The following is a 26,975-nucleotide window of genomic DNA, read 5'->3' as shown; positions in this document are numbered from 1 at the left end:
TCGCCCTGCTCGGGCGGTGAGGGGCGTGCGGCGGTTCGTCCGGGAGAACTCGCTGAGCCTGGGCTTCGGCCTGCTGTTCCTGCTCAGCCTCGTCGGTCAGGCGGTCGCGGGGGCGGCGCAGGTGAGCGAGGACCGGCAGGCCGAGGGCCTGGCCCCGGTCACCCTGGTGCACTACGTGACCTCGTCGTCGTTCGCCGTCGACGTCATGGAGAACTGGCAGTCGGAGTACCTGCAGTTCTTCCTCTACGTGTTCGCCACCGTCTGGCTGGTGCAGCGCGGGTCGCCGGAGTCCAAGGAGCCGGACGACGTCGGCACCGAGAGCGACGAGGCCCAGCGGACGGGGGCGCACGCCCGCGACGACTCCCCGGCGTGGGCGCGGGTGGGCGGCTGGCGCGGCGCGCTGTTCTCCCGGTCCCTGGGCCTGCTGTTCGCCGGCATCTTCCTGCTCACCTGGGCGGCGACCTCGGTGGCCGGCTGGGCGGCGTACAACAGCGAGCAGCTGCAGTCGCACGCCGACCCGGTCAGCTGGGTGGCCTACCTCGGCCACGCCGACTTCTGGAACCGCAGCTTCCAGAACTGGCAGTCGGAGACGCTCGCCGTCGGCTCGATGGCGGTGTTCGCCGTCTACCTGCGCCAGCGGGGGTCGCCGGAGTCCAAGCCGGTCGGCGCGTCCCACTCGGACACCGGCGCCACCGGCTGAGCCGCGCCCAGCAGTCCGGCCAGCGCCGCGTCGGAGGCGGCCAGCGCCGCGCGGTCGTGCGTGCTGCCCGCGGCGACCAGCTCGGTCGCACCGGTGCGTTCGGCGAGCTCCGCCAGCCGCGCGGCCACCTGCGGGGCGGTGCCGGCGACCGCCGTGGCCGCCGTCCGCTCGGCGTGCCGCCGCTGCACCGCCGTCATCGCCGCCGCCCGCGCCACGGCCACCGGCTCCAGCGGCGGGAAGACGCCGGCGGTGCGCGCCTGCGCCATCGCCCACGCCTCGGGCAGCAGCAGGTCGGCGGCCTCGGCCGCGGTGTCGGCGACGAGCACGTCCAGGCTGATCGCGACCTCCGGCTCCGGCGCCTGCTCCGAGGGCCGGTAGGCCCGGCGGTAGCGGGCCAGCGCCGCCTGACCCGGCTCCGGGTCGCCGGCCACCCCGAGCAGCGGGCCGCCGACGACGACCGGCAGGCCGAGCGCCGCGGCGACGTCCAGCCCGGAGCCGGTGGCCAGCACCCACATCGGCACGTCGCCGACCGGGCGCGGGTGCATCGTGATCTCCGCGGTCCCGGTGAGGTGGGCACGCAGCTCGGCGAGGTCGGCGGCGAAGTCGCGCTCGGTCTCCCGCAGCGCCCGGCGCACGGGCGGGGTGAAGCCCGGTGAGCGACCCAGCCCGAGGTCGGCGCGGCCGGGCGCGAACGCGGTGAGGGTGGCGAACTGCTCGGCGACGACGAGCGGCTGGTGGTGCGGCAGCATGACGCCGGCCGAGCCCAGCCGGATCGTCGTCGTCCGGCCGGCGACCGCGGCCAGCAGCACCGCGGGAGCGGCGCCGGCGATGCCGGGCACGCCGTGGTGCTCGGCGACCCAGAACCGCCCGTAGCCCAGCCGCTCGGCGGACACCGCCCGCTCGACGGTGCCACGCAGCGCCGCCGCGTCCGGCTCGCCGGCGCGGGTGCGCGACCGGTCGAGGAGCGAGAGCCGCATCAGAACGCGTACCGCACGCGCAGCCAGGGGGCGTGGGCCGCGACGAGCGCCCGCAGCCGCTCGACGCCGGCCCACTTGACGTCGTTGCGGTAGCGCACGTTCCACTGGCCGTTCTGGCTGCGCTTGGGCTGCTGCAGGTCCGGCCGCCACAGCAGGTCCTCGGCCTTCGGGTGCCAGCCGAGGTTGACCTGGTGCAGGTCCCGGTTGTGGGTCAGCATGATCACCTCGGCGGCCGCCTGGTCCTTGGCCGCGGGGGAGAGGGTGTCGTCGAGCTGCCGCAGCAGCTGCGCCCAGTCGGCCTCCCATCCGTCGCGCAGCACCACCGGCGAGAGGTTGAGGTGCACCTCGTACCCGGCCTCGACGAAGTCGTCGACGGCGGCGACCCGCTCGGCGACCCGGCTGGTGCGCACGTCGATGACCCTCGAGTCGGCGTCGGGCATGAGCGAGAACCGGATGCGGGTGCGGCGCCGCGGGTCGAGGTCGAGCAGCTGCCGGTTGACGTACTTGGTGGCGAACGACGCCTTGGCGGTGGGCAGCTCGCGGAAGGTGGCGACCAGGTCGGCGACGTTGTCGCTGACCAGCGCGTCGACCGAGCAGTCGCTGTTCTCGCCGATGTCGTAGACCCAGCTGACCGGGTCGCACTGGTCGGGCACCGTCTTCGTGCCCTGCCGGGCGACGTGCCGGCGCAGGTAGCCGGTGATCTGCTCGATGTTGGTGAAGACGGTGATCGGGTTGGCGTAGCCCTTCTGCCGCGGCACGTAGCAGTAGGCGCAGGCCATCGCGCAGCCGTTCGCCGTCGAGGGGGCGATCCAGTCGGCCGACCGGCCGTTCGGGCGGGCGGTGAGCGACTTCTTCACGCCGAGCACCAGCGTCTCGGTCTTCACCCGCACCCAGCGGTCCACGTTGCCCTCGTTGCCGTGCAGCTCCGGGATCCGCCAGTGCGACGGCACCTCGACGACCTCCGCGCCGGGGAAGCGGGCGAGCACCTCACGGCCGCGGGCGGAGTCCAGGGCGGCCGGCTCGGCGTAGACGGTGCGGACGTCGAGCAGGCGCGTGGGGGAGGGGACGGGCGCGGACACGGCGGACGGCGGGGGCGCTGCGGTCACGCAGGGTGCAGCGCACGCGCGCGGGCCCGGATTCCGCCCCTGACCTGCGGGGACGGTCACACGGTGCGGGTCAGCGGTGCCAGTTCGGGGCGAGCTCGCGCACGTCGAGCCGGCCCTGCTCGAGGTCCTCGGCGACGTCCTCCACGGCGCGCCCCCCGGCGTAGGCCTCGGCGCGCAGCAGGTCCAGCGCGGTGGCCGGGTCGGTGTCCAGCGCCATCGCCGCCCGGCCCGCGGCCCGCAGCACCGCGGCCCGCCGGCGCGCCTCGGGACCGTGCAGCCAGTCGGGGCCGCGCTCGGCCGGCCAGTCCGACCAGACGGCGGCGTCGCTGAGCGCCGCGGTGACCATCTCGCCGACGGCCATCGCCGCGAAGACGTCGAGCCCCGGCACGGCGGCCTCGTCGGTGAAGTACAGGTCCAGCGCGCCGGCGCCGGCGAGGTCCTCGCGCAGCGGGAGGGCGACCACCGCGCGGAACGGCGTCTGCGCGGTGAGCAGGTCGGCGAAGGGCATCCAGCGGCGCCGCAGGTCGTCCAGCAGCGCGAACACCGGCTGCCGGGTCTCCTGGGCCTCCCAGCACGGCCCCCCGCCGACGGTGAACTGCAGGCGCTCGGCGCACGCGGCCTCGGTGGTGCTCGCCCCGAGCGGGATACGCGAGCCGGACCCGTCGACGACCGACAACCCCGCGGCGTCGACCCCCAGGGTGGTGACGCAGGCCCGGGTCAGGCGGACCGGCAGCAGCTCGGCCGACCCGGGGCTCCCGGCGGCCTCGGCGTCCAGCGCGGCGGCGAACCGCGTGGAGATGGTCACACGTCATCCTCGCCCCGTGCGGGCACCGGGGCCATCCCGGTCACCCGGCCGCGTCCGGCCGGTGCGCGTACGCCGCCCCGCGGACGGCGTCGTCGTCCTCCAGGCCCGCGCCCAGCGCCCCGCCGACCGTCGCCAGCGAGCTGGTCAGCCAGGCCAGCTCGAGGTAGTCGCCGATCGCGGCCGGGTGCCCCAGCCCCTCGGCGAACAGCGCCGACGGCACCAGCAGCAGCGAGCCGGCCAGCGCGAGGGCGAACAGCGCGGCGTAGAGGGTGAGCACCCCGATGACCACGGTCGCGACGGTGGCCAGGTTGAACAGCGCCACCTGCTTGCGCACCCGGCGCGAGCGGGCCCGCTCCCACAGCTCCGCGCCGACGACCAGCGTCGCGCAGATGGCCACCACCGAGCCCAGCCCGACGGTGGACAGCCGCAGCCAGCCGAACCGGTCGGCCAGCCGCCAGATGTCGGCGGTCACCAGGGCGAAGACGCCGGCCGCGACCGCCGCCGTCAGCGCGCGGGACAGCTGGATGGTCAGCCGCCACGGCCGGTTGGCGCGCACCATGCCGACCAGCAGCCGCAGGTTGCCCGTGAGCACCCGCGCGGTGAACCGGACGCCGTCGGCGGTGTCGGCCGGGTCGGTGGCCAGCTCGCGCACCCGGCGGCGCAGCGCGGCCGGGTCGTCGTCGCCCTCGGCGTCGCCGAGCAGCGTGCGGACCAGACCGACCGTCGTCTGCAGCGCGCGGCGGCGCCGGCCGACCGCTCCCAGGGCCGGCAGGGACAGCACCGCGACGCCGTGCACCGGGCTGGCGTGCGCGACGACGGTGCGCCGGTCGACCGACAGCGGCAGGTCGGTGACGACGACGGCGAGGTCCCACTCCTCCGACAGCAGCCGGTCGCGCGCCGCGGCGACGATCTCCGCGTCGTCGGCCGGCGGCTGGACCAGCCCGTCCTCGACCACGCGGACGTCCCACCCGACGTCGGGGTGCCGCTCGCGCAGCGCGCCGGCCAGGTCGGCGGCCAGCTCGTCGGCCACCTCCACGGGCGCGCCGGGGGCGGCGACCAGCCCCACGACGACGTCGGCCGGACCCGCCGCCTCGCCGGTCAGGGGTCCTTCCGGTGCCGTGCTCACAGCCTCAAGCGCTCCTCGTGCCCGGTCTGCCACTCGACCATGACGATGCTCGCGTCGTCCTGCAGCCGGCCGTCCTGGTGCTGCATGACGCTGCCCATGAGCCGGCGCATCGTCTCCGGCGGCGGGTCGCCGGCCAGCTCGGCGCGCACGACCAGGTCCGCGAGCCGGTCCTCGCCGAAGAACGCGCCGTCGGGCGAGCGCGCCTCGACGACGCCGTCGGTGTAGAGCAGCACGCGGTCCCCGGGGCGCAGCTGCATCCGGCACACCGCGGGCGCCGCCGCGAGCAGCCCCAGCGGGCGCGCGGGCGGGCAGGCCGGCGGCCGGATCAGGGCGCCGTCGCGCACGACGATCGGGTCGGGGTGCCCGCAGTTCACCCAGGCGAGCAGCCCGGTGTCGAGGTCGAGCCGGGCGACGGCCGCGGTGGCGAACCGGCTGCCGGCGAACTGGCCGGCGACGACGGCGTCCATCGCGGCCGCGACCGCCGGGAGGTCGAGGCCCGCGCGCCGGGCGTGCCGGTAGGCGCCGACGGCGGCGGTGGTCAGCAGGGCGGCGGGCAGGCCGTGGCCGACGGCGTCGAGCACGGCCAGGTCCACCACCGCGCCGTTGACCGCGTAGTCGAAGGTGTCCCCGCCGATGTCGTAGCTCGGCTCGAGCGCGCCGGTGATGACGACGCGGTCGCTCGCGTAGGTCAGCGGCGGCAGCAGCTCCCACTGGATCTCCGCGGCCAGCGTCAGCTCACGCCGCCGCCGCAGCCGGGCGAACAGGTCGCTGTAGGCGTCGCGGGTGACGACCAGCTCGGCGACCAGCGAGGTGAACGACCGCGCGTCGTCCTCGAGCTCCGGCGTCGGGTCGCGGTCGAGCACGTACTCGACCACGCCGATCCGCTCGGCGCCGTCGAGCAGGGGCACCCACAGGCTGGCCGGCCCGTCGCCGGCCGGGGCGTGGACCGGCTCGACCCGGCGGAACGCGCGCCCGGCCACCGACCCGTCGATGGTCAGCTCCTGCCGGGCGGGCACGCCCTCGCCGGGCAGCGGCAGCAGGGCGTGCTGGGCGTAGTCGGCGAGGTAGACGACCGCCCCGCGGACGCCCAGCCGCCGCGCCTGCGCCGCGACGACGGCGCCGAGCTCGTCGGCGGACAGGTGGTGCGACGCACGGATGAGCGCCCGGACGGGGTCCCGCTGGGACGGGCGCGGATCGGTGGCCACGACGGGTCAGGATCGCATCCCGGCCCGTGGCGGGCGCGGGGAGCGGGCCGCGGGGGGATCAGCCCCGGCCGTCGAGGACGGCCTTGTAGACGCCGACCGTCTGCTGGGCGATCGCCGGCCAGCCGAACTCCGACAGCACCCGCTCGCGACCCGCGGCGCCCATCGCCGCGGCCCGGGTCGGGTCGGCCAGCAGCTCGGTGATGCGCGCGGCCAGCCCGGCCTCGAAGGCGGCCGGGTCGGCCGGGTCGTAGGGGACCAGCAGCCCGGTGACGCCGTCGGCCACGACCTCGGGGATCCCGCCGACGGCGCTGGCCACCACCGCGGTGCCGCAGGCGGCGGCCTCCAGGTTCACGATGCCCAGCGGCTCGTAGACCGAGGGGACGACGAACACCGTCGCCCCGGTGATCAGCGGCACCAGCTGCTCCCGCGGCAGCATCGCCTCGATCCAGACGACGCCCGGCCGCCGGGCCTGCAGCTCGGCCACGGCGTCGGCGACCTGCTGCCGCTCGGCCGGGGTGTCGGCGGCGCCGGCGCACAGCACCAGCCCGGCGTCGGCCGGCAGCTGCTCGGCCGCCCGCAGCAGGTGGACGACGCCCTTCTGCCGGGTGATCCGGCCGACGAACAGCGCGTAGGGCCGGTCGGGGTCGACCCCGAGCGAGCGGACGACGTCGGGCGCCGGCGTCGGCCTGTAGGCCTCGGCGTCCACGCCGTTGCCGACGACGTGCACCCGGGCCGGGTCGAGGTCGGGGTAGGCGTCGAGGACGTCGGCGCGCATGCCGTGGCTCACCGCGATGACGGCGTCCGCGGCGAGGTAGGCGGTGCGCTCCACCCAGGACGACAGCCGGTAGCCGCCGCCGAGCTGGTCGGCCTTCCACGGCCGCCGCGGCTCCAGCGAGTGCGCGGTGACCACGTGCGGCACCCCGTGCACGAGCGCGGCCAGCAGGCCGGCGCCGTTGGCGTACCAGGTGTGGCTGTGCACGAGGTCCACCCCGGCCAGCGCCGCGGCGATCTCGACGTCGGTGCCCAGCGCCTGCAGCGCGCCGTTGGCCTGGGCCAGGCCCGGCGGCACCGCCCAGCCGCGGGCGTCGGGCCGGGGGCCGCCGAAGGCGTGCACCTCCAGGTCCGGGCCCGCGGGCAGCGAGCGCAGGGCCGCGACGAGGTGCTCGACGTGCACCCCCGCACCGCCGTAGACGTCGGGGGGCCACTCACGGGTGACGATGCCGATCCGCACGGCGGTCACCCTAGGGGGCGGGGAGTGCGGAGGCGGGGCGACGGCGGACCCGTGCAGCGGCTACGTTCCCTCCATGCGTGGCGGTCCTCGAGTGCTCGGCATCGTCCTGGCCGGTGGTGAGGGCAAGCGGCTCGCGCCCCTGACCCAGGACCGCGCGAAGCCGGCGGTGCCCTTCGGCGGCAACTACCGGCTCATCGACTTCGTGCTGTCCAACCTGGTGAACGCCGACGTCCGGCAGATCGCCGTGCTCACCCAGTACAAGAGCCACAGCCTCGACCGGCACATCACCACGACGTGGCGGCTGTCGCAGATGCTCGGCAACTACATCACCCCGGTGCCGGCGCAGCAGCGGCTCGGGCCGCGCTGGTACACCGGCAGCGCCGACGCGATCTTCCAGAGCCTCAACCTCATCTACGACGCGCGCCCGGACGTCGTCGTGGTGTTCGGCGCCGACCACGTCTACCGCATGGACCCGGCGCAGATGATCGACCAGCACCTGCAGACCGGCGCCGGGGTGACCATCGCGGGGCTGCGGGTGCCGCGGCGCGAGGCCACCGGGTTCGGCGTCATCGACGCCGGCGCCGACGGCAAGGTGCGCGGCTTCCTCGAGAAGCCGGCCGACCCGCCGGGCCTGCCCGACAGCCCGGAGGAGTCCTTCGCCTCCATGGGCAACTACGTCTTCACCACCGACGCGCTGCTCGAGGCGCTGCGCGCGGACGCGGAGGACGCCGACTCGGCGCACGACATGGGCGGCTCGATCATGCCGATGCTCGCCGAGACCGGTGACGCCTACGTCTACGACTTCTCCACCAACATCGTCCCCGGGGCCACCGAGCGCGACCACGGCTACTGGCGCGACGTCGGGACGATCGACTCCTACTTCGACGCCCACATGGACCTGGTGTCGGTCACCCCGGTGTTCAACCTCTACAACGACCGGTGGCCGATCCTCACCCTGCCCCCGCAGCAGCCCCCGGCGAAGTTCGTGCTCGGCGGGCGGGCCGAGGAGTCGATGGTCAGCGCCGGCGCGATCATCGGCGGCGGGTCGGTGCACAGCTCGGTCGTCTCGCCCGGCGTGCGGGTCGAGCGGGGCGCGCGGGTCGAGGACAGCGTGCTCATGGACGGCGTCCAGATCGGCGAGGGCGCCTACGTCCGGCGGGCGATCCTCGACAAGAACGTCGTCGTCCCGGCGTGGGCGCGGATCGGGGTGGACTCCGACGCCGACCGCGAGCGCTACCACGTGAGTGCCGGCGGCGTGACCGTCCTCGGCAAGGGCGCCCGCGCTCTGGTGTGAGCGGCGGCGCGGCGCCGCTGGTGGTGACGCTGCTGCTCGGGGCGGAGGCGCAGGCGCGGTTCGACCGGCTGCGCGCCGAGCACTTCCCGGCCGGGCGGAACCACCTGGCCGCGCACGTCACGCTGTTCCACGCCCTCCCGGGCGACCGGCGCGACGACGTCGACGCCGCCCTGGCCGCGGCCGCCGCCCGGCCGCCGTTCGCCGTCGCCGTGACCGGGCTGCAGTTGCTCGGCCGCGGGGTCGCCTACCGGCTGGCCGCGCCGGAGCTGTCGGCCCTGCACGCGGGGCTGGCCGCGGAGTTCGACCCGTGGCTGACCCGGCAGGACCGCCGGCGGCTGTCGGCGCACGTCACCGTGCAGAACAAGGTGGAGCCCGCCGTCGCCCGGGCGCTGCGCGACCGGCTGGCCGCGGAGTTCGTCCCCGGGGAGGCACCCGCCCGCGGGCTGGGGCTGTGGCGCTACCTCGGCGGCCCGTGGGAGCCGCTGGCCGAGCACCCGTTCACCGGCTAGGCGCGGCGGGTGGCCACCAGCAGGCCGGCGCCGATCGGCAGGACGGCGGAGGTCAGCCCCTCGTCCTCGCGGACGTTGTGGGCGAGGTCGCGCCAGGCGACGGTGTCCGGGTCGCGGGCGGCGCGGTCGCCGATGCGGTCCCCGTCCAGCAGGCCGTGGCAGGCCAGCGTCCCGCCGGTGCGCACCAGCGCGAGCAGCGCGCCCAGGTGCGGGGCGTACTCGGTCGGCCGGCCCGCGCAGACCACCAGGTCGTAGGCGCCGGGGGACAGGCGGGGCAGCACCTCGCCCGGGGTGCCGAAGATCAGCCGGGTCCGGCCCGGCGGGACGCCGGCCTCGGAGAACGCCCGCCGCGCCCCGCGCAGCTGCTCGGGGTCGGCGTCGAGGGCGGTGAGGACGCCGTCGGGCCGCATGCCGCGCAGCAGCCACAGGCCGACCACCCCGCCGCCGCTGCCGATCGACACGACCGCGCGGGCGCCGGCCGCGAGGACGGCGAGGGTGGCGCCGGCGGCCGGGCCGGGCGGGGGCGGGCCGCCGAGCGCCGCGGCCCGGGCGCGCGCCGCGGCGAGGACGGGGTCCTCGGTGGCGTAGCGGTCGGACCAGGCGGCTGCGCCGGTCCCGCCGGCGCGCGACGGTCCCTGGGCGCTCATCACCGGCCGAGGGTAAGGGGACCGCGGTCCGCGTTCCGGGAGGCGTTCCTGTGAGGAACCTGGCAAGAACTGACGACGGGAACACGGAATGCCGTCACGGCCGTTGGTCCCGGCGTGACACCCGAGCGTGCCGCCGTCCCCGTCCATCCCGCGGGGGAGGTCGGCAGCGTGCGCGTCCGCGATACTGAGGACGTGCCCGAGGCCGCCGTCCCCCCTGCCGCCGACCAGCAGTCGGCCGCGTCCGGCGCCGGCGAGGTGTGGGTGGCGCCGACCTGGGAGCAGGTCGTGCGGGACCACTCGGCGCGCGTCTACCGGCTGGCCTACCGCCTGTCGGGCAACGCCCAGGACGCCGAGGACCTCACCCAGGAGACGTTCGTCCGGGTGTTCCGCTCGCTGGCCGACTTCTCGCCGGGCACCTTCGAGGGCTGGCTGCACCGCATCACCACGAACCTGTTCCTGGACATGGTCCGCCGCCGCCAGCGGATCCGGTTCGACGCGCTGCCGGAGGACACCGAGCGGCTGCCCGGCACCGCGCCGAGTCCCGAGCAGGTCTACGCCGACACCCACCTCGACCCGCAGGTGCAGGCGGCGCTGGACGCGCTGCCGCCGGAGTTCCGCGTGGCCGTCGTCCTCTGCGACATCGAGGGTCTGACCTACGAGGAGATCGCGGCGACCCTCGGCATCAAGCTCGGCACCGTGCGCAGCCGCATCCACCGCGGCCGCGTGCAGCTGCGCCAGGCTCTCGCCCACCTCGCTCCGCGCAGCGTCCCGGCACCGGGGGCTCCCGCATGAGCCTGCCGGAGAGCCACCTGGCGCAGGAGGCGATCGCCGCGCTGGTCGACGGCGAGCTGGCCAGCGGCCCGGCCGCGCGCGCCGCCCGCCACCTGGCCGGCTGCTCCGAGTGCCGGATGCTCGTGCAGGCCCAGCGCGAGGCCAAGGACGCGCTGCACTCCGCCGCCGACGTCGCCGTGCCCGGCGACCTGCTCTCCCGGCTGTGCGCCATCCCGTTCACCGCCGACGTCCCCGGCGGCGGCGGGCTGGGCACCGTCACCGCGTCGGCGGGGGAGCTGACCGTCACCGGGTCCTCCGGCCGCTGGACCGTGTCGCTCGACGACCCGCCGGTCCGTCCCGCGTCGCCGCACCACGCGCGGTGGCTGCGCCGCAGCGTCGCCGGCACGCTGGCCGGGCTGGGCCTCGGGGTCGCGGTCCTCGCGCTGAACCTGCCGGACCCGGGGGAGCGGGTGACCCGGACGCCGTCGTCGGTGGCCGGCTCCTCTTCGCCGGACGAGCGCACCGAGGTCGTGCCGCCGGTGGTCCGCACGCTGAGCGGCCCGTCGTCCGGGCCGGGCGCCACGCCGTGACTCCCGGGCCCTGACCCCGGACCCCCGAGCCCGCGGACGGGTAGCGTCGCGCCGGCACCCGTAGTCCACGTCCGCTGCCAGGTCCGGGAGGACCCTGAACCCGTGACCGCACCCGACGACGCCCGCGAGACCGGTCCCGTCGAGCCCGCCCCCCGCGAGGGTGAGCGCACGGTGGAGGCAGTCGTCCGCCCGCCGGTGGCCGCCGGCGCGGGGGACGACGACGCGGTGTTCGCCCGTCCCGCCGGCGCCACCGGCTCCTTCGCGCCGCCGGAGCGGCCGCGTCCGGCCGCGGTGCCGGCGCCGCCGCCGGCCAGCCCCGCCCAGGCCGCCGCGTTCGGCCGCCCGGCCGCCGTCCCGGGCAGCTTCGCCGGCGACCGCCCGGCCCCGCCGCCGCGGCCGGTGGCCCCGCCGCCGCCGGAGGCCGTGCTGCGCGCCTTCCGCGCCCCGGCCGGGCAGGCCGGGCTGCAGGAGCCGCCCGGCGGGCGGCCCGGGCGCCGCCGCACCTCGGCCGGGCCGTGGTGGAAGCCGGACGCGAAGAGCGACCCGTGGCGCGACCCGCACGCGCCGGCCGGCCTCACCGGCCCGGCGGTGTTCGAGGAGGAGTCCGAGCAGGAGGGCCCGGTCGTCGTCGACCGGAAGGGCCGCAGGAAGCTGCGGCTGCGCGACCTGTCGGTGCGGGTGGCCCTGCTGGTCGTCCTCGCCGTCCTGCTCGCCGGCGCGCTCGGCGGCGGCGTGGGCTACCTGCTCACCCGCGAGGCGAGCGAGACCCCGCTGCTGGCGCCGGGCACCGCCCTGTCGGAGACCGACGAGGGCATCAGCCGCGAGCCGGGGTCGGTGTCCGACATCGCCGGCCGGGTGGCGCCGGCGGTCGTGTCGATCGAGGTGCGCATCGGCGACGCCGGAGCGACCGGCTCCGGCGTCGTCATCGACGGCGAGGGCGGCTACATCGTCACCAACAACCACGTCATCTCCGGCGCCGACGGCGTGGACGGCGCGGAGATCCGGGCGGTGTTCAGCGACGGCAGCGGCTCGGCCGCGCGCATCGTCGGCCGCGACCCGGCCAGCGACATCGCCGTCGTCAAGGTGGAGAAGCCCGGCCTGGTCACCGCCTCGCTCGGGGACTCCGACGACGTCGTGGTCGGCGACCCGGTGGTGGCCATCGGCTCGCCGCTGGGCCTGGCCGGCACGGTCACCAGCGGCATCGTCTCCGCCCTCGACCGGCCGGTGCGGCTGGCCGGGGAGGGCAGCGACACCAACGCCGTGATCAGCGCGGTGCAGACCGACGCGCCGATCAACCCGGGCAACTCCGGCGGCGCGCTGGTCGACGCGACCGGCGCGGTCATCGGCATCAACACCGCGATCGCCTCGCTGGGCGGCGGCAGCGTCGGCCTGGGCTTCGCGATCCCGATCGACACCGCGCGCGACGTCGCGGAGCAGCTCATCGCCACCGGCAGCGCGGTGCACGCGACCCTCGGGGTGAACACCCGGTCGGTCACCGACGGCACCCGCGACGGCGCGCTGGTCCTCAACGTCGAGCCGGACAGCCCCGCGGCCCAGGCCGGCATCCGGGAGCAGGACGTCGTCATCGCCGTCGACGACCAGGAGGTGGGCAGCTCCGAGGAGCTCGTCGTCGCCGTCGACGCCCACGACCCCGGCGACGCGGTGACCATCGAGCTGGTCCGGAACGGGTCGTCGACGACGGTCCAGGCCACCCTCGCCCAGGCCTGACGGGACCTCCGCACCGAATACCCTGGGACCCGCGGAGGAGGGAGCGACGCGTGTTCGACTCGATCGGCTGGGGCGAGATCGTCGTCCTGGCGCTGGCCGCGTTGTTCATCTTCGGGCCCGAGCGGCTGCCCACCCTGGCGCGTGACGCCGCGGCGGGGCTGAAGAAGGTCAAGCAGGCGATCACCGGGGTGCGCGCCCAGGTCGACGAGTCCCTCGGCGACGACCTCGCCGGCCTGCGCGACCTGGACCTGCGCAAGTACCACCCGAAGACGTTCATCCGCGCGCAGCTGTTCGACGACGACGCCCCGCCGGTGCGCCGCGGCGACGCCGGCCCCGCGGGCGCGACCGCGGCGAGCCTGGTGAAGCCCGCCACCCGCCCGGCCGTCGTCGAGCACGACCGGAGCGTCCCGCCGCCGTTCGACGTCGACGCGACCTAGCCGCCCTCAGACGCACGGAGGCCCGGCCCCCCGAGGGGGAACCGGGCCTCCGAAGGAGGACCTCGGTGCCCCCCGCTCCTCGCTGACGCTCGGCGCGGGCCCCTGCACCGAGGCCGTCCCAGCTGGTCGCTAGCGGCGGACGGGGGTGAGCCCCAGCGACATGCCCGACAGCCCGCGCTGGCGGACGGCGAGGGAGTCGGCGACCTTCGCCAGGGCCTTCGCGGCCGGGGTCTCGGGGTCGGCGAGCACGATCGGCGCGCCGGCGTCCCCGGCCTCCCGCAGGCGGGTGTCGAGCGGGATCTGACCCAGCAGCGGCACGTTGGCGCCGAGCAGGCGGGTCAGCGCGTCGGAGACCGCCTGGCCGCCGCCGGAGCCGAAGACCTCCATGCGCGAGCCGTCGGGCAGCTCGAGCCACGACATGTTCTCGATGACGCCCACGACCTGCTGGTGGGTCTGGGTGGCGATCGCGCCGGCCCGCTCGGCCACCTCGGCGGCGGCCTGCTGCGGCGTGGTCACCACGAGGATCTCGGCGTTGGGCAGCAGCTGGGCGATGGAGATCGCCACGTCGCCGGTGCCGGGCGGCAGGTCCAGCAGCAGGACGTCGAGGTCGCCCCACCAGACGTCGGCGAGGAACTGCTGCAGCGCGCGGTGCAGCATCGGGCCGCGCCACACGACCGGGGTGTTGCCCGGGGTGAACATGCCGATCGAGATGACCTTCACGCCCATCGACTGCGGCGGCATGATCATGTTGTCGACCTGGGTCGGCTTGTCGTCGACGCCCAGCATGCGCGGCACCGAGTGGCCGTAGATGTCGGCGTCCACGACGCCGACCGACAGGCCCCGCTTGGCCAGCGCCGCGGCGAGGTTGACGGTGACGCTGGACTTGCCGACGCCGCCCTTGCCGGACGCGACCGCGTAGACGCGGGTCAGCGAGCCCGGCTGGGCGAAGGGGATGACGGGGTCGGCCGCGTCGGTGCCGCGGACGGTGCGGCGCAGCTCGGCGCGCTGCTCGTCGCTCATCACGTCCAGGCCGACCTGCACCGACGTCACGCCGGGGACGGCGGAGACGGCGGTGGTCACCCGGTTGGTGATCGTCTCGCGCATCGGGCAGCCGGCGACGGTGAGGTAGACCTCGACGCGCACGGCGCCCGGGTCGCCGCCGACGCCGATCTGCACGTCCTTGACCATCCCGAGGTCGGTCAGCGGACGGTTGATCTCCGGGTCCTGGACGGTGGCCAGAGCGGCGTTGACGGCGTCGAGCGCCGGCGAGCCGGTCAGCGTGTCGGACATGGGGGGTTGTGTCTCCTTCGACGGGGGGACCCGGTCCGCGGCACCACACGGCGGCGACCTGCACTCCGGTCCACCTGCCACTGTACGGCGGTGGGCACCGGGTGCCGCCCGGTGCGGAGGTGATGTGCTGCGCACCCGGTGGTCCGTGCGGGGCGGTCAGCCGCCGACGCGGTTCCGGAGGCGGTGCTCGACGCCGGCGTCCTGCAGGGACCGGGCCAGCCCGCGGCCCCCGCCCCGGGACCAGGCGGCGAGCGCGTCCAGGACGTCGGCGTCCGCGGGTGCGCCGAGGGCGGCGAGCAGGGCGGGGAACTGCCCGGGCCCGACGTCGACGGCGGACTCGTGCACGTCGTCCCCGCGCAGGCTCTGGCCCTCGACGCGCAGGCCGGCGGCGGGCAGCGCGGCCCACTCGGACCAGGTGTCCTGCGGCCCCCGGTCGTCGTGCAGCACGCCCCGGCGGTCGCCGGTGCCTCCGGTCACGGGCCCGACCGTACGCAGCCGGGCCGTAGGCTGCGGCGACGTGTCCGCTCCCGCCCGTGCCGCCGTCCTCCGCGACGCGATCGGGCTCGGGGTGGCGGTCGGCCTCTACGGCGTCGCCTTCGGCGCGGCCGCCGACGCCGCGGGCCTGGACCCCTGGCAGGCACTGACCATGTCGCTGCTGATGTTCACCGGCGCCTCGCAGTTCGCGCTGGTCGGCGTCCTCGGCGCCGGCGGCGGGGGCGCGGCCGCGATCGGCAGCGCGCTGCTGCTGGGCACCCGCAACACCGTCTACGGCGTCCGCCTGGCGCCGCTGCTGGCCCCGCGCGGCCTGCTGCGCCGGCTGGGCCTGGCGCACTGGGTGATCGACGAGACGACGGCGCTGGCCGTGGCAGCCCCCGACCGCGGCCTGTCCCGGCTGGCCTTCCTCGCCGGCGGGGCGTCGATCTTCACGGTGTGGAACGCCACCACGCTGGCCGGCGCGCTCGGTGCCGGGGCGCTGGGGGAGACCGCGGCGGCGGCGCTGGACGCCGTCGTCCCGGCCGCGTTCCTGGCGCTGCTGTGGCCGCGGCTGCGCGCCGGCGCCGAGGAGCCGGGCGTCGCCCGCCGGGTGGCGCTGGGCGGCGCGGCGGTGGCGCTGGCGCTGACGCCGTTCGTGCCGCCGGGCGTGCAGGTGGTGGCCGCCGTCGTGGCGGTGGGGCTGGCCGGCCGGCCGCGGGCGGAGGCGGCGTGAGCGGCGGGACGCTGTGGGCGGTGGTCGTCGTCGGGTCGCTGGGCTGCTACCTGCTCAAGCTGGCCGGGCTGTCGGTGCCCGCGGCCTGGGTCGAGCGGCCGTGGGTGACCCGCCTGGTCACCTTCGTGCCCGCGGCGCTGCTGGCCGCGCTGGTCGCGGTGCAGACCCTGACCTCGGGGCAGGACCTCGTGGTGGACGGCCGGCTGGCCGGCGTCGCGGTCGCGGCGGTCGCCCTCGCGCTGCGCGCGCCGTTCGTCGTGGTGCTCGTGCTGGCCGGCGCCACGGGCGCGCTGGTCCACCTCGCCGGAGGGTGACCCGGCGGGCGCCGGGTCAGAACAGCCGGGCGTCCCGCTGCTCCAGGTCGAGCAGGAAGCGCTTGCGGGACAGCCCGCCGCCGAAGCCGACCAGGCTGCCGTCGGCGCCGACCACCCGGTGGCACGGGACGACGATCGCCAGCGGGTTCCGCCCGCACGCGAGGCCCACGGCCTGCGCGCCGCCCGGCTCGCCGACGGCCCGCGCCACCGCGCCGTAGGTGGTCGTCGCGCCGTAGGGGATGCGGGTGAGCTGCTCCCAGACGGCCAGCTCGAAGTCGCTGCCGCGCGGGCGCAGGGACAGGTCGAACGCCTCCCGCTCGCCGGCCAGGTACTCGCCGAGCTGGCCGGTGACGTCGGCGAGCGCGGCGTCGTCCCGGGCGCCGAGGTCGGCCTCCGGGCCGGGTGGCGAGAGGTACAGCCGGCCGAGCACGCCGTCGTCGGCGACGACGGTCAGCGGCCCGATGGGGGAGGCCACCACCGCGTGCGCGCGCATGCCGGCAGTGTGCCGCGGGGGGACGACGGTCCGGGCGGCCCGGTGCGCTACGCCGTCGGGTCCGCGAGCGCCGGCTGGACGGGGTCCTTCGGCTTCTTCTTGACCTTCTTCTCCCGCTCCTCGGGCGAGCGGCTCTCGGCGAGGCGGCCCAGCTCGCCGCGGATGAAGTCGCGGGTGGCGAGCTCGCCGATGGCCACCCGCAGCGCGGCGAGCTCGCGGGCCAGGTACTCGGTGTCCGCGCGGGTCTGCGCGGCGCGGGCGCGGTCCTCCTCGGCCTGCACGCGGTCGCGGTCGGCCTGCCGGTTCTGCGCGAGCAGGATCAGCGGCGCGGCGTAGGCGGCCTGGGTGGAGAAGGCCAGGTTGAGCAGGATGAACGGGTAGGGGTCCCAGCGCAGCCGGACGGCGAAGACGTTGAGGGCGATCCAGAGCACCACGATCACCGTCTGGACGGCGAGGAAGCGCCCGGTGCCGAGGAAGCGGGCGATCCCCTCGGCGAAGCGGCCGACCGCGTCGGGGTCCAGCCGCAGGTAGCCGGTGATCCCGCGGGACGAGCCGCGGGGGACGTCGAGGCGGCGGCCGTCAGCCACGGCGGGCCCGCTCGCGCCAGTCCTCGGGCAGCAGGTGGTCGAGGACGTCGTCGACGCTCACCGCGCCCACCAGCCGGCCCCGGTCGTCGACCACCGGCGCGGCCACCAGGTTGTAGGTGGCGAAGTAGCGGGTGACCTCGCCCAGCGGCGCCTCCGGCCGCAGCGGGTCCAGGTCGTCGAGCACCCCGCTCACCAGGCTGGACGGCGGCTCGCGCAGCAGCCGCTGGATGTGCGCCAGGCCCAGGTAGCGCCCGGTCGGGGTCGCCGACGGCGGCCGGCAGACGTACACCTGGCTGGCCAGCGCCGGGGTCAGCTCGGGCTCGCGCACCCGGGCCAGCGCCTCGGCGATGGTCGCGTCCGGCGCGAGGATCACCGGCTCGCTGGTCATGATCCCGCCGGCGGTGTCCTCGGAGTACTGCAGCAGCTGGCGCACCGGCTCGGCCTCGTCGGGCTCCATCAGCTCGAGCAGCCGGTTGCGGTCGACGTTGGACAGCTCGGCGAGCACGTCGGCGGCGTCGTCGGGGTCCATGACCTCGAGCACGTCGGCGGCCCGGGACTCGTCCAGCGTGCCGAGGATCGTGACCTGCTCGGCCTCCGGCAGCTCGCCGAGCACGTCGGCCAGCCGCTCGTCGTCGAGGGCCTCGGCGACCTCGTGCCGCCGCTTGATCGGCAGGTCCTGCAGTGCGTGCGCGAGGTCGGCGGCGTTCAGCTCGCGGTAGGTGGCGATCAGCGTCTCGGCGCCCTGCCCGCTCTCCGGCAGCGCGAGCCCGGCGACCTCGTCCCACGCCAGCTGGTGCAGCTGCCCGCGGCGGCCGAGCCGGCCCGGCTCCTGCACGGCGAGGCGGGTGACCTGCCACTCGCCGGTGCGGGTCTGCTCGATCCCGGCGTCGACGACGGTGCCCGGCCGGCCCGACTCCGTGATGGTCACGGTGCGGTCCAGCAGCTCACCGAGGACCAGCGTCTCGCCGCGCCGCTGCTCGAAGCGCTTGAGGTTGAGCGTGCCCGAGGCGAGCACCACCGCGCCCGGGTCGATGCTGGTCACCCGGCCCATCGGCACGAAGATGCGGCGGCGGGCCACGACCTCGACGACCAGGCCGAGCACCCGGGGGGAGGCGGTGCCCACGCGCAGCGCCACGACGACGTCGCGCAGCCGCCCGACCCGGTCCCCGTTGGGGTCGAAGACGGGCAGGCCGGCGAGCCGCGAGACGTACGCCCTGGTCACCGTGCTCACACTCGGTGAGGCTACCGTCGGGGTCGTGGCGAGCCCCGGGTCCGTCGACCACGCGTCCGTCGAGCACGCGTCCGTCGAGTACGAGGTCGTCGACGTGTTCGCCCCCCGGGCGTTCGCGGGCAACCCGCTCGCGGTGGTGTTCGACGCCGACGCGCTGACCACCGCGCAGTGCCAGGCGCTCGCGAACGAGTTCGCGCTGTCGGAGACCTCGTTCCTCTGCGCGCCGACCGAGCCGGGCGCCTCCTACCGGGTCCGGATCTTCACCCCGTTCGCCGAGCTGCCCTTCGCCGGGCACCCGAGCGTCGGGGCCGCGCACACGCTGGTGCGCACCGGCCGGCTGGCCGCGGGCACGCTGCACCAGGAGTGCGGCGCCGGCGTCCTGCCGATCGAGGTCACCGGCGACGGCGCGACGCTCACCGGCGGGCGGCCGACGCTGGAGGACGGCCCGGACCCGGCGGCGCTGGCCGCGGCGCTGGGGCTGTCGGCGGCCGACGTCGTCGGGCTGCCCGCGCACGTCGCCGGCTGCGGCCTGCCCTTCGCGTTCCTCGCCGTGCACCCGGACGTCGTCGACCGCGCCGTCCCGGACCCCGCCGCGCTGGCCGCCTTCGGCGTGGGGGAGGGCGTCTCGGTGCTGTCGTGGGGCGGCTCGACCGCGTACGCCCGTGTCTTCGCGAACGACCTGCGCTGGGGCGAGGACCCGGCCACCGGCTCGGCGGCCCTGGGCACCGGCGTCTGGCTGGTCGCCACCGGCCTGGTCGCCCCGGACGGGACGTCGTCGTACACCGTCCGGCAGGGCGAGGCGATGGGCCGGCCGTCGGTGCTGTCGTGCACGGTCACCGCCGACGGCGGCCGGGCGACGGCGGCCACGGTGTCCGGGGCTGTGGTGCCGGTGGCCGCCGGGCGCATCCGCGTGCCGTGAGCGCCGGCTCGACGGCGGCCGTCTCCCCGTGGGCGGTCCACCGGCCGGGCTCCCGCGACGTCGCGCTCATGGCGGTCGCCGTCGTCGGGGTCTCCTTCTCCGGCCCGCTGACCGCGCTGGTCGGCGCGTCGTTCCTGGCGCTGGCGTTCTGGCGGAACGCCGCCGGCGCCGCGCTGCTGGTGCCGGTGCTGCTCGGCCGCGAGCGCGGCACCCTCGCCGGGCTGCGGCCGCGGGACCTGGGCAGCTCGGTCGTGGCCGGGCTGTTCCTCGCCGCGCACTTCGCCGCCTGGCTGCCCAGCCTGTCGATGACCACGGTCGCCGCGTCGACGGCGCTGGTCACCACCACGCCGATCTGGACCGCGCTGGCCGCGCGGGTGTCCGGCGTCCGGCTGCCCGCCCAGGTGTGGACCGGGCTCGCGCTCGCCGTCGTCGGTGCCGCGCTGATCGCCGGGGTCGACGTCGCGGTCAGCCTGGAGGCGCTGGCCGGGGACGGGCTGGCGCTGCTCGGGGCGGTCTGCGCCGGCGGCTACATGCTCGCCGGGGCCCGCGCCCGCACGCGCCTGGCGACGTCGGCGTACTCGGTCGTCTGCTACTCCACCTGCGCGGCCGTGCTCGCCGTCGCCGCGCTGGTGACCACCACCCCGCTCGCCGGGTTCCCCGCCCGCGACTGGTGGCTGATCCTGGCGATCACCGTGTGCGCGCAGATCCTCGGGCACACGCTGCTCAACCTGGTGCTGTCCAGCGTGGGTCCCACCGTCGTCGGACTGGCGGTGCTGTTGGAGGTGCCCGGCGCGCTGCTCGTGGCGCTGGTGCTGCTCGGCCAGACGCCGCCGCTGCTCGCGCTGCCGGGGATGGTCGCCGTGGTCGCGGGGGTGGCGCTGGTGGTCCGGGCCGGGCGGCCGCAGACGCCGGTCGAGCCGGTCACCTGACCCGGCAGAAATGGCCATTTCCACCCCCTGGTTACCCTCCGGTAGCCGAAGATCCCGATCAGACAGCGGAGGCACCGTGGCCGAGCTCCGATCCCGTCGTTCCAACCTCGCCGTGCCGGGCAGCAACCCGCGCTTCCTCGAGAAGGCGAAGGGCCTGCCGGCCGACCAGGTGTTCCTGGACCTCGAGGACGCCTGCGCCCCGCTGGCCAAGCCGGGTGCCCGCAAGAACATCGTCGCGGCGCTCAACGAGGGCGGCTGGGGCGAGAAGATCCGCACGGTCCGGGTCAACGACTGGACGACGGAGTGGACCTACCGCGACGTCATCGAGGTGGTCGAGGGCGCCGGCGCGAACCTCGACTGCATCATGCTGCCGAAGGTCGTCGACGCCCACCAGGTGGCGGCGCTGGACTTCCTGCTCACCCAGATCGAGAAGGCCAACGGCCTGGAGGTCGGACGGATCGGCATCGAGGCGCAGATCGAGACCGCGCAGGGCCTGATCAACGTCAACGACATCGCGTTCGCCAGCCCGCGGATCGAGACGATCATCTTCGGCCCGGCCGACTTCATGGCCAGCATCAACATGAAGTCGCTGGTGGTCGGCGCCCTGCACCCGGACTACCCGGGCGACCCGTTCCACTACATCCTCATGCAGATCCTCATGGCCGCCCGCGCCCGCGGCGTGCAGGCCATCGACGGCCCCTTCCTGCAGGTCCGCGACGTGGACGCCTTCCGGGAGGTCGCCAAGCGCTCGGCGGTGCTCGGCTTCGACGGCAAGTGGGTGCTGCACCCCGGCCAGATCGACGCCGCCAACGAGATCTACGCGCCGTCGCAGGAGGACTACGACCACGCCGAGCTCATCCTCGACGCCTACGACTGGTACACGTCCGAGGCCGGCGGCAAGAAGGGCTCGGCCATGCTCGGCGACGAGATGATCGACGAGGCCAGCCGCAAGATGGCGCTGGTCATCGCCGGCAAGGGGCGCGCCGCGGGCATGAGCCGCACGTCGTCGTTCACCCCGCCCGACGCCGCCTAGCCACCCGCGTCGCACGGCCCGCCCGGGCACTCCCGGGCGGGCCGTCGTCGTTCCCGTGGTGACCGGTCCGGGGGTGACCGGGGACACGGCGACGGGTCCGGGGCGGTCGCCCATACTCCCCGGTAGCAAACGGACACCGGAGTCCCGGAGGAGCGAACGTGGCCCGACTGGCGCAGACCGCCGACCTGACCGACATCCAGCAGGAGATCCTGTCGACGGTCAGGAGCTTCGTGGACAAGGAGATCATCCCGCACGCGCAGGAGCTCGAGCACGCCGACGAGTACCCGCAGGAGATCGTCGACGGGCTCAAGGAGCTCGGCATCTTCGGGCTGATGATCCCCGAGGAGTACGGCGGCCTCGGGGAGTCGCTGCTGACCTACGCGCTGGTGGTCGAGGAGATCGCCCGCGGGTGGATGAGCGTCTCCGGCGTCATCAACACCCACTTCATCGTCGCCTACATGATCCGCCAGCACGGCACGCAGGAGCAGAAGGACCACTTCCTCCCGCGCATGGCCACCGGCGAGGTCCGCGGCGCCTTCTCGATGTCCGAGCCGGGGCTGGGCTCCGACGTCGCCGGCATCCGCACCAAGGCGGTCAAGGACGGCGACGGGTACGTCATCGACGGCCAGAAGATGTGGCTGACCAACGGCGGCTCCTCCACGTTGGTGGCCGCGCTGGTGCGCACCGACCTGGGCGCCGACAAGCCGCACCAGAACCTGACGACGTTCCTGGTCGAGAAGCCGGCCGGCTTCGGCACCGTCGCCCCGGGCCTGACCATCCCCGGGAAGATCGACAAGATGGGCTACAAGGGCGTCGACACCACCGAGCTGGTGTTCGACGGCTACCGCATCGGCGCGGACATGGTCCTCGGCGGCGAGCCCGGCCGCGGCTTCGCCCAGATGATGGACGGCGTCGAGGTCGGCCGGGTCAACGTCGCCGCCCGCGCCTGCGGCATCTCCATCCGCGCGTTCGAGCTGGCCGTCGAGTACGCCCAGCAGCGGGAGACCTTCGGCAAGCCGATCGTCCAGCACCAGGCGATCGCGTTCCAGCTCGCCGAGATGGCCACCAAGGTCGAGGCCGCGCACCTGATGATGGTCAACGCCGCCCGGCTCAAGGACGCGGGCAAGCGCAACGACGTCGAGGCCGGCATGGCCAAGCTCATCGCCAGCGAGTACTGCGCCGAGGTGACCACGCAGTCCTTCCGCATCCACGGCGGCTACGGCTACTCCAAGGAGTACGAGATCGAGCGGCTCATGCGCGAGGCGCCGTTCCTGCTCATCGGCGAGGGCACCAGCGAGATCCAGAAGACGATCATCAGCCGCGGCCTGCTCAAGGAGTACGGCCTCAAGCGCTAGGGGAAGGACCCCCTGCCCCCCGCCGCTCGCGAGCTCGCGGCGGGACCCTGCAGGGGGCCGACCTGACGTCGCGCGGCCCGGGACCGGTTCGGTCCCGGGCCGCTCGCGCGTTCAGCGGGCCGGACGGCGCTCGTAGGTCCGCCGCGCCCACAGGTAGCCGGCCAGCGCGATGCCGGCGCACCACGCCGTCGCCACCCACGCGCTGGACCCGATCGCGGTGCCGGTGAGCAGGCCGCGCAGCGTCTCGGTCAGCGGGGTGAACGGCTGGTGCTCGGCGAACTCCCGCAGCCCGGCCGGCATCGACTCCACCGGCACGAAGCTGCTGGCGAGGAAGGGCAGCAGCATCAGCGGCATCGGCAGGTTGCTGGCCCCCTCCACGGTCTTCGTCGCCAGGCCCATCGCGACCGCCAGCCAGGCCAGCGCGAACGCCGTCATGGTCAGGACGCCGACGGCGGCGAGCCACTCGAGGACGCCGGCGTCGGGCCGGAAGCCGACCAGCAGGGCGACCCCGACGACGACGGCCAGGCCCACCAGCGTCTGGACGACGGCGCCGAGGACGTGCCCGGTGAGCACCGACGCGCGGGCGATCGACATGGTCCGGAAGCGGGCGACGATGCCCTCGGTCATGTCCATGGCCATCGCGATCGCTGTGCCCTGCGCGCTGCCGGTCACCGCCAGCAGCAGCACGCCGGGCACCACGTAGGTGACGTACTCGGCGCGCCCGCCGGCCGGCCCGCCCAGCCCGGCGCCGAGCGTGCCGCCGAGGACGTAGACGAACAGCAGCAGGAACACGATCGGGACCGCGGCCACGATCAGGGTCAGCGACGGGTAGCGCACCGCGTGCCGCAGGTCGCGGCGCAGCATCGTGCCGCAGTCGGTCAGGGTGGTCCCGAGGCTCACGCCGGCACCTCCTCGGGAGCCGGGCGGCCGGTGAGGGCCAGGAAGACGTCGTCGAGACCGGGGGTCTCGACGGTGAGCCCGGCGACGTCGACGCGGGCGTCGTCGAGGCGGGCGAGCACCGACCGCAGCGCCGCGACGCCGCCGTCGGAGGGCACCTCCAGCTGGAGCGCCGCCGGGTCGGCCGTGCCGGTGCCCAGGGCGCGGGCGGCCCGGTCGAGCGCGGCGGCGTCGGCGAACCGCAGCCGCACCGACCCGCCGGGGACCAGCCGCTTGAGCTCGTCGGCGGTGCCCTCGGCGACCAGCCGGCCGCCGTCGAGCAGGCCGATCCGGTCGGCCAGCTGGTCGGCCTCCTCCAGGTACTGCGTGGTGAGCAGGATGGTGACGCCCCCGGCGACCAGCCCGCGGACGACGTCCCACGTCGCCCGGCGGCTGCGCGGGTCCAGCCCGGTGGTGGGCTCGTCGAGGACGACCACCCGCGGGTCGCCCATCAGGCCCATCGCCAGGTCCAGCCGGCGGCGCATGCCGCCGGAGTACGTGGCCGGCAGCCGGTCGGCGGCCTCGACGAGGTCGAAGCGCTCGAGCAGCGCCGCGGCGCGGCGCTGCCCCTCGCGGCGGCCCAGGTGGTGCAGGTCGGCCATCAGGCGCAGGTTCTCCCGGCCGGTGAGCAGTCCGTCGACGGCGGAGAACTGGCCGGTCACCGCGATCGCGGCGCGCACCCCGGCGGGGTCGGTCGCCAGGTCGCACCCGGCGACGGTGACCTCCCCGGCGTCGGCGGGGGTGAGCGTGGACAGGACGTCGACGGTGGTCGTCTTGCCGGCCCCGTTGGGGCCGAGCAGCGCGTAGACGGTGCCCTCGGGAACGGTGAGGTCCAGCCCGTCGAGGACGACGGTGGCGCCGAAGGCCTTGCGGAGTCCGAGGACGGAGATCACGGCGGGTCCCCTCACGCCCGGCGGACCAGGATGTCGCCGTAGGCGGTGCGCGCCCTGAGCTGCACGGTCCCGGTGGCGTCCTCCGGTCCGTCGGCGGCGGTGAGCTCGTTGCGGATGCTGCCCGACGCCGACTGCAGGTCCAGCCAGGCCGCGGTACCCGCGGCGATGCCCGCCTCGACCTCGCCGTAGGAGGTCTCGAGCACCAGCGACCCGCGCACCGCCTCGCCCACGCGCACCCTCCCGTAGTTGGTGCTGCCGAGCAGCGAGCCGGCGGTGTGGTCGACGGTGACGTCGCCGCACGTCGTCCTCAGCCGGGTGTCGCCGTCGGTGCGGCCGACCCGGACGTCGCCGAAGTCGGTGTGCGCGACCGCGTCGCCGGAGACCTCACCGACGGTGATGCCGCCGCTGGTGGTGCGGGCCCGCAGCCCGGCGGCGGAGTCGAGGCGGAGGTCGCCGTGGCGGCTCTCGAGGACGGCGCGGCCGAGCCGGCCGGAGCAGGAGACGTCCCCGGCCGTCGTGCGCACCTCGACCGACGAGCCCTCGGGCAGGGCGACGTCGACGTCGACCTCGCCGCCGGAGGCGAGGAACAGCAGCCGCGGGCGGCCGGTGGTGCGGACCAGCAGGTGCCCGTCGGCGCAGGTGACGGTGGCCTGCTCGGCGGCCTGGACGTCGGCGCTGCTGCGCCCGTCGTGCGGCCGGACGGTGACCTCGGTGACGGCGCGGTCGGTGGCCCGCACCCGGACGCTGCCGGCGGCGACGTCGATGCGGGCGGAGACGGGCTCGGGGGTGTCGAAGGTGGGCATGGCGTCGCCTCCTGGGCGTGCCGGGTCGGCCCCCGTCCGGTCGGCCGGGGGTGGCTGCGGTGCGGTGTGCTGGTGGGCGGGGTGCCGGGCTAGCGGACCCAGCCGGTGTAGGACTGGCCCGACGACCACCGCGAGCGGCGGGCCTCGGGAGCTGCGGGACGGTCGGTGCGCGTCACCGCGTCGCTGACGGCCCGGACCAGCCACGTGTTGACCGACGAGCCGAGGCGGGCGGCCGCCTCCTCGACGCGGACCTTCAGCTGCTCGGGCAGCCGGAGGGTGATGCGGATGGTGCTGCCGTCGTCGCCGTCGGGGAGGACGGCCTCGGGCGCCGGGGTGTCGTGCGGCTCGGCGGCGGCCGGCGGCGGGGTGACGACGAAGCCGATCTCGCTGCCGCGCAGCCGCACGTCGACGGCGCCGGGCGCGAGCTGGCCGGTGAGCTCCTCGGCCGCGGCGGACAGGGCGGACAGCAGGGCCAGCCGGACCGAGGACTCCAGCGGCGCGGTGAGGCGCTCGGCCAGCTCGCGCGCCTCCTCGCCCCCGGGAGCGGCGGCGAGCACGAGCTCCCGGCGGAGCTGCTCGACGAACGGGGTGAGGTCCATGACGTCACGATGACATCACCATGACGTCATTCGCAACCCCTGTGGTGTCAGCGTGGTGTCGCGCGGGCCCCCGCGAGCAGGAGCAGGAGCGCGCCGACGAGCAGCGCGGGCTCCAGGACGAACGCCGCGGTGAGGCCGTGCGCGTCGGCCAGGGCGCCGAGCAGGAAGGGGGCGGCGGCGGTGACCAGTCCGCCCAGCAGCTGGGTGCGGGCGTTGGCCCGGTCCTCGTGCCCGCGGGCGGCGCCCAGGGTGAGCGCCACCGCGAGGGGGTAGAGGTTGGCGATGCCGATCCCGCAGACGAACAGGCCGAGGACGGCGACGACCGGGCTGTCGGTCAGCCAGAACGGCACGAAGCCGGCCGCGGTCACCGCCAGGGAGGCGTGCAGCAGCGGGACCGTCCGGCCGGGGCGCCGGGTGAGCGCCGCCCCGCCGAGGCGGCCGACGAGCAGGCCGAGGTAGTTGCTGCCGAGCGCCGTCGCGGCGGTGGTGGTCGCCAGGCCCGTGCCGACGAGCACCTCGGTGCCGAAGTAGACCAGGCAGAACTCCACGGCCGTGGCGATCGCGGTCAGGGCGGCGAACAGCCAGGCGGCCAGGGGCAGCGGCCCGGGTCGCCCGGCGACCCGGCGGTCGGCCGGCGGCGGCAGCGGGCGGCGCCTCGAGCGGAGCCACAGCACGCCGAGGAGGAGTGCGGGGAGGGCGAACGCCGCCCGCCAGCCGGCCGGCCCCGCGGCGAGCCCGCCGAGGACCAGGGGTGCCAGGACCGCGCACGCCCCGGCGCCGACGTTGGCCTCGGCGAGCGCCCGGTCGCGCCGGGCGCCGTGCCGGTCGGAGAGCACGGCCTGCGTCGCCGTCAGCAGCACCGTGCCGGCCGTGCCCATCACCGCCGCCCCCAGCAGGGTCGGCGCGAGCCCGCGGCCGAGGGTGAACAGCGCGGCGCCGGCGGCGGTGCCCAGGGCCGAGGACCACAGCAGCGCCGACCGCGACAGCCGGCGGGCCACGGCCGCGAAGCCCGCGCCGGCCAGGGCCGCGCCGCCCGACCACAGCACCGAGTAGACGCCCAGCAGCGTGTACGAGAAGTGCAGCTCCTCGCGCAGCAGGGACAGTGCCGGGCCGAAGGCGTAGAGCCAGCCGGTGAAGCACCCGAGCACCGCGTAGGCCAGCACGGTCGGCGCGTCGCGGACGAAGCCGTCGCCCCCCGCCCCGAGGGGGGTGCCGGCCTGCTCCTCGGCTCTTGTGTATCGATACACACCTAGACTGTAC

General features: G+C 76.0%; 30 protein-coding genes. 13 read left to right on the top strand and 17 right to left on the bottom strand.

Going from position 1 to position 26,975, the window contains the following annotated elements; translation table 11 throughout:
- The first annotated feature begins 25 nt into the window (after nucleotides 1-25).
- A complete protein-coding gene (locus ACI8AR_RS00565; protein ID WP_457049230.1) occupies nucleotides 26-700 on the top strand; it encodes a DUF6766 family protein in 675 nt (224 codons plus the stop codon).
- Here ACI8AR_RS00565 and ACI8AR_RS00560 read toward each other — a convergent pair.
- The 6 genes from ACI8AR_RS00560 to glgA form a co-directional block, all read right to left on the bottom strand.
- Nucleotides 625-1,677 (bottom strand): MsnO8 family LLM class oxidoreductase, encoded by a 1,053-nt coding sequence (locus ACI8AR_RS00560; protein WP_457049229.1) that lies wholly within the window; start codon nucleotides 1,675-1,677, stop codon nucleotides 625-627. The two genes, ACI8AR_RS00565 and ACI8AR_RS00560, sit on opposite strands and share 76 nt — an antisense overlap.
- Nucleotides 1,677-2,783 carry a spore photoproduct lyase family protein gene (locus tag ACI8AR_RS00555; protein ID WP_457049228.1) on the bottom strand — a complete coding sequence of 369 codons (1,107 nt, stop codon included), beginning with the start codon at nucleotides 2,781-2,783 and terminating at the stop codon, nucleotides 1,677-1,679. The genes ACI8AR_RS00560 and ACI8AR_RS00555 overlap by 1 nt, the downstream gene beginning before the upstream one ends.
- Nucleotides 2,784-2,853: 70 nt before the next feature.
- Nucleotides 2,854-3,588 carry a GAF domain-containing protein gene (locus ACI8AR_RS00550; RefSeq protein ID WP_457049227.1) on the bottom strand — a complete coding sequence of 245 codons (735 nt, stop codon included), beginning with the start codon at nucleotides 3,586-3,588 and terminating at the stop codon, nucleotides 2,854-2,856.
- A 40-nt stretch (nucleotides 3,589-3,628) separates the two neighbouring features.
- Nucleotides 3,629-4,714, bottom strand: coding sequence for a hypothetical protein (locus tag ACI8AR_RS00545; protein WP_457049226.1), 1,086 nt, complete (start codon nucleotides 4,712-4,714; stop codon nucleotides 3,629-3,631).
- Nucleotides 4,711-5,919 (bottom strand): PP2C family protein-serine/threonine phosphatase, encoded by a 1,209-nt coding sequence (locus ACI8AR_RS00540; protein WP_457049225.1) that lies wholly within the window; start codon nucleotides 5,917-5,919, stop codon nucleotides 4,711-4,713. The genes ACI8AR_RS00545 and ACI8AR_RS00540 overlap by 4 nt, the downstream gene beginning before the upstream one ends.
- 58 nt (nucleotides 5,920-5,977) lie before the next feature.
- Nucleotides 5,978-7,150, bottom strand: coding sequence for a glycogen synthase (gene glgA, locus ACI8AR_RS00535; RefSeq protein WP_457049224.1), 1,173 nt, complete (start codon nucleotides 7,148-7,150; stop codon nucleotides 5,978-5,980).
- Between the two features lie 91 nt (nucleotides 7,151-7,241).
- Between glgA and glgC the strand changes: the two genes are divergently transcribed.
- Entirely contained in the window at nucleotides 7,242-8,444 is a 1,203-nt protein-coding gene (gene glgC / locus ACI8AR_RS00530) for a glucose-1-phosphate adenylyltransferase (RefSeq protein ID WP_457049223.1), read from the top strand.
- Nucleotides 8,441-8,953 (top strand): 2'-5' RNA ligase family protein, encoded by a 513-nt coding sequence (locus tag ACI8AR_RS00525; protein WP_457049222.1) that lies wholly within the window; start codon nucleotides 8,441-8,443, stop codon nucleotides 8,951-8,953. Before glgC ends, ACI8AR_RS00525 begins: the two co-directional genes overlap by 4 nt.
- Here ACI8AR_RS00525 and ACI8AR_RS00520 read toward each other — a convergent pair.
- On the bottom strand, nucleotides 8,950-9,600 hold the full coding sequence (locus tag ACI8AR_RS00520) for an O-methyltransferase (protein WP_457049221.1): 651 nt from the start codon (nucleotides 9,598-9,600) through the stop codon (nucleotides 8,950-8,952). The two genes, ACI8AR_RS00525 and ACI8AR_RS00520, sit on opposite strands and share 4 nt — an antisense overlap.
- A 192-nt stretch (nucleotides 9,601-9,792) precedes the next feature.
- Here ACI8AR_RS00520 and sigE point away from each other — a divergent pair, with 192 nt between their 5' ends.
- From sigE to ACI8AR_RS00500, 4 genes are all read left to right on the top strand, one after another.
- On the top strand, nucleotides 9,793-10,392 hold the full coding sequence (sigE, locus tag ACI8AR_RS00515; protein WP_387986193.1) for an RNA polymerase sigma factor SigE: 600 nt from the start codon (nucleotides 9,793-9,795) through the stop codon (nucleotides 10,390-10,392).
- A complete protein-coding gene (locus tag ACI8AR_RS00510; RefSeq protein ID WP_457049220.1) occupies nucleotides 10,389-10,961 on the top strand; it encodes a zf-HC2 domain-containing protein in 573 nt (190 codons plus the stop codon). The genes sigE and ACI8AR_RS00510 overlap by 4 nt, the downstream gene beginning before the upstream one ends.
- A 102-nt stretch (nucleotides 10,962-11,063) precedes the next feature.
- Nucleotides 11,064-12,689, top strand: a complete 1,626-nt coding sequence (locus ACI8AR_RS00505; RefSeq protein ID WP_457049219.1) for a S1C family serine protease — start codon at nucleotides 11,064-11,066, stop codon at nucleotides 12,687-12,689.
- A gap of 50 nt (nucleotides 12,690-12,739) precedes the next feature.
- Nucleotides 12,740-13,126 (top strand): twin-arginine translocase TatA/TatE family subunit, encoded by a 387-nt coding sequence (locus tag ACI8AR_RS00500; RefSeq protein ID WP_457049218.1) that lies wholly within the window; start codon nucleotides 12,740-12,742, stop codon nucleotides 13,124-13,126.
- Nucleotides 13,127-13,255: 129 nt separating this feature from the next.
- Here the strand turns inward: ACI8AR_RS00500 and ACI8AR_RS00495 are convergent, their stop codons facing one another.
- Together ACI8AR_RS00495 and ACI8AR_RS00490 are read right to left on the bottom strand one after the other, a co-directional pair.
- Nucleotides 13,256-14,416 carry an Mrp/NBP35 family ATP-binding protein gene (locus ACI8AR_RS00495; protein ID WP_456937348.1) on the bottom strand — a complete coding sequence of 387 codons (1,161 nt, stop codon included), beginning with the start codon at nucleotides 14,414-14,416 and terminating at the stop codon, nucleotides 13,256-13,258.
- Between the two features lie 156 nt (nucleotides 14,417-14,572).
- Nucleotides 14,573-14,893, bottom strand: coding sequence for a hypothetical protein (locus ACI8AR_RS00490; RefSeq protein WP_457049217.1), 321 nt, complete (start codon nucleotides 14,891-14,893; stop codon nucleotides 14,573-14,575).
- A gap of 40 nt (nucleotides 14,894-14,933) precedes the next feature.
- Here ACI8AR_RS00490 and ACI8AR_RS00485 point away from each other — a divergent pair, with 40 nt between their 5' ends.
- Together ACI8AR_RS00485 and ACI8AR_RS00480 are read left to right on the top strand one after the other, a co-directional pair.
- On the top strand, nucleotides 14,934-15,623 hold the full coding sequence (locus ACI8AR_RS00485; protein ID WP_457049216.1) for an AzlC family ABC transporter permease: 690 nt from the start codon (nucleotides 14,934-14,936) through the stop codon (nucleotides 15,621-15,623).
- A complete protein-coding gene (locus ACI8AR_RS00480) occupies nucleotides 15,620-15,937 on the top strand; it encodes an AzlD domain-containing protein (RefSeq protein WP_457049215.1) in 318 nt (105 codons plus the stop codon). Before ACI8AR_RS00485 ends, ACI8AR_RS00480 begins: the two co-directional genes overlap by 4 nt.
- Nucleotides 15,938-15,953: 16 nt before the next feature.
- Here the strand turns inward: ACI8AR_RS00480 and ACI8AR_RS00475 are convergent, their stop codons facing one another.
- The 3 genes from ACI8AR_RS00475 to ACI8AR_RS00465 are packed head-to-tail and all read right to left on the bottom strand — an operon-like array spanning nucleotide 15,954 to nucleotide 18,248.
- Nucleotides 15,954-16,430: a methylated-DNA--[protein]-cysteine S-methyltransferase gene (locus ACI8AR_RS00475; protein WP_457049214.1), complete on the bottom strand. Its 477-nt coding sequence runs from the start codon at nucleotides 16,428-16,430 to the stop codon at nucleotides 15,954-15,956.
- Nucleotides 16,431-16,477: 47 nt separating this feature from the next.
- Nucleotides 16,478-17,017, bottom strand: a complete 540-nt coding sequence (locus ACI8AR_RS00470) for a DUF1003 domain-containing protein (protein ID WP_456926222.1) — start codon at nucleotides 17,015-17,017, stop codon at nucleotides 16,478-16,480.
- Nucleotides 17,010-18,248 carry a magnesium transporter MgtE N-terminal domain-containing protein gene (locus ACI8AR_RS00465; RefSeq protein ID WP_456937344.1) on the bottom strand — a complete coding sequence of 413 codons (1,239 nt, stop codon included), beginning with the start codon at nucleotides 18,246-18,248 and terminating at the stop codon, nucleotides 17,010-17,012. Before ACI8AR_RS00465 ends, ACI8AR_RS00470 begins: the two co-directional genes overlap by 8 nt.
- A gap of 25 nt (nucleotides 18,249-18,273) precedes the next feature.
- Here ACI8AR_RS00465 and ACI8AR_RS00460 point away from each other — a divergent pair, with 25 nt between their 5' ends.
- The 4 genes from ACI8AR_RS00460 (at nucleotide 18,274) to ACI8AR_RS00445 (ending at nucleotide 22,484) form a co-directional block, all read left to right on the top strand.
- Entirely contained in the window at nucleotides 18,274-19,167 is an 894-nt protein-coding gene (locus tag ACI8AR_RS00460) for a PhzF family phenazine biosynthesis protein (protein ID WP_457049213.1), read from the top strand.
- Entirely contained in the window at nucleotides 19,164-20,096 is a 933-nt protein-coding gene (locus ACI8AR_RS00455) for a DMT family transporter (protein ID WP_457049212.1), read from the top strand. Before ACI8AR_RS00460 ends, ACI8AR_RS00455 begins: the two co-directional genes overlap by 4 nt.
- A gap of 76 nt (nucleotides 20,097-20,172) precedes the next feature.
- Complete coding sequence (locus tag ACI8AR_RS00450; protein WP_457049211.1) at nucleotides 20,173-21,129, top strand: HpcH/HpaI aldolase/citrate lyase family protein; 957 nt, start codon at nucleotides 20,173-20,175, stop codon at nucleotides 21,127-21,129.
- A 158-nt stretch (nucleotides 21,130-21,287) separates the two neighbouring features.
- The gene (locus ACI8AR_RS00445; RefSeq protein WP_457049210.1) at nucleotides 21,288-22,484 is read left to right on the top strand and encodes an acyl-CoA dehydrogenase family protein; all 1,197 of its coding nucleotides are present in this window, start codon (nucleotides 21,288-21,290) and stop codon (nucleotides 22,482-22,484) included.
- Between the two features lie 111 nt (nucleotides 22,485-22,595).
- On the opposite strand, the gene ACI8AR_RS00440 is transcribed toward ACI8AR_RS00445, so the two are convergent.
- The 5 genes from ACI8AR_RS00440 to ACI8AR_RS00420 all read right to left on the bottom strand — a co-directional run bounded on the left by ACI8AR_RS00440 (nucleotide 22,596) and on the right by ACI8AR_RS00420 (nucleotide 26,962).
- Nucleotides 22,596-23,384, bottom strand: coding sequence for an ABC transporter permease (locus ACI8AR_RS00440; protein WP_457049209.1), 789 nt, complete (start codon nucleotides 23,382-23,384; stop codon nucleotides 22,596-22,598).
- Nucleotides 23,381-24,313, bottom strand: coding sequence for an ATP-binding cassette domain-containing protein (locus ACI8AR_RS00435; RefSeq protein WP_457049208.1), 933 nt, complete (start codon nucleotides 24,311-24,313; stop codon nucleotides 23,381-23,383). Before ACI8AR_RS00435 ends, ACI8AR_RS00440 begins: the two co-directional genes overlap by 4 nt.
- An 11-nt stretch (nucleotides 24,314-24,324) precedes the next feature.
- Nucleotides 24,325-25,116: a DUF4097 family beta strand repeat-containing protein gene (locus ACI8AR_RS00430; RefSeq protein WP_457049207.1), complete on the bottom strand. Its 792-nt coding sequence runs from the start codon at nucleotides 25,114-25,116 to the stop codon at nucleotides 24,325-24,327.
- Nucleotides 25,117-25,205: 89 nt separating this feature from the next.
- Nucleotides 25,206-25,715 carry a hypothetical protein gene (locus ACI8AR_RS00425; protein WP_457049206.1) on the bottom strand — a complete coding sequence of 170 codons (510 nt, stop codon included), beginning with the start codon at nucleotides 25,713-25,715 and terminating at the stop codon, nucleotides 25,206-25,208.
- Nucleotides 25,716-25,762: 47 nt separating this feature from the next.
- Nucleotides 25,763-26,962 carry an MFS transporter gene (locus ACI8AR_RS00420; RefSeq protein ID WP_457049205.1) on the bottom strand — a complete coding sequence of 400 codons (1,200 nt, stop codon included), beginning with the start codon at nucleotides 26,960-26,962 and terminating at the stop codon, nucleotides 25,763-25,765.
- Nucleotides 26,963-26,975: the final 13 nt, after the last annotated feature.

Source organism: Geodermatophilus sp. SYSU D01036 (assembly GCF_054050435.1).
This window is presented reverse-complemented; position numbering and strand designations above follow the sequence as displayed.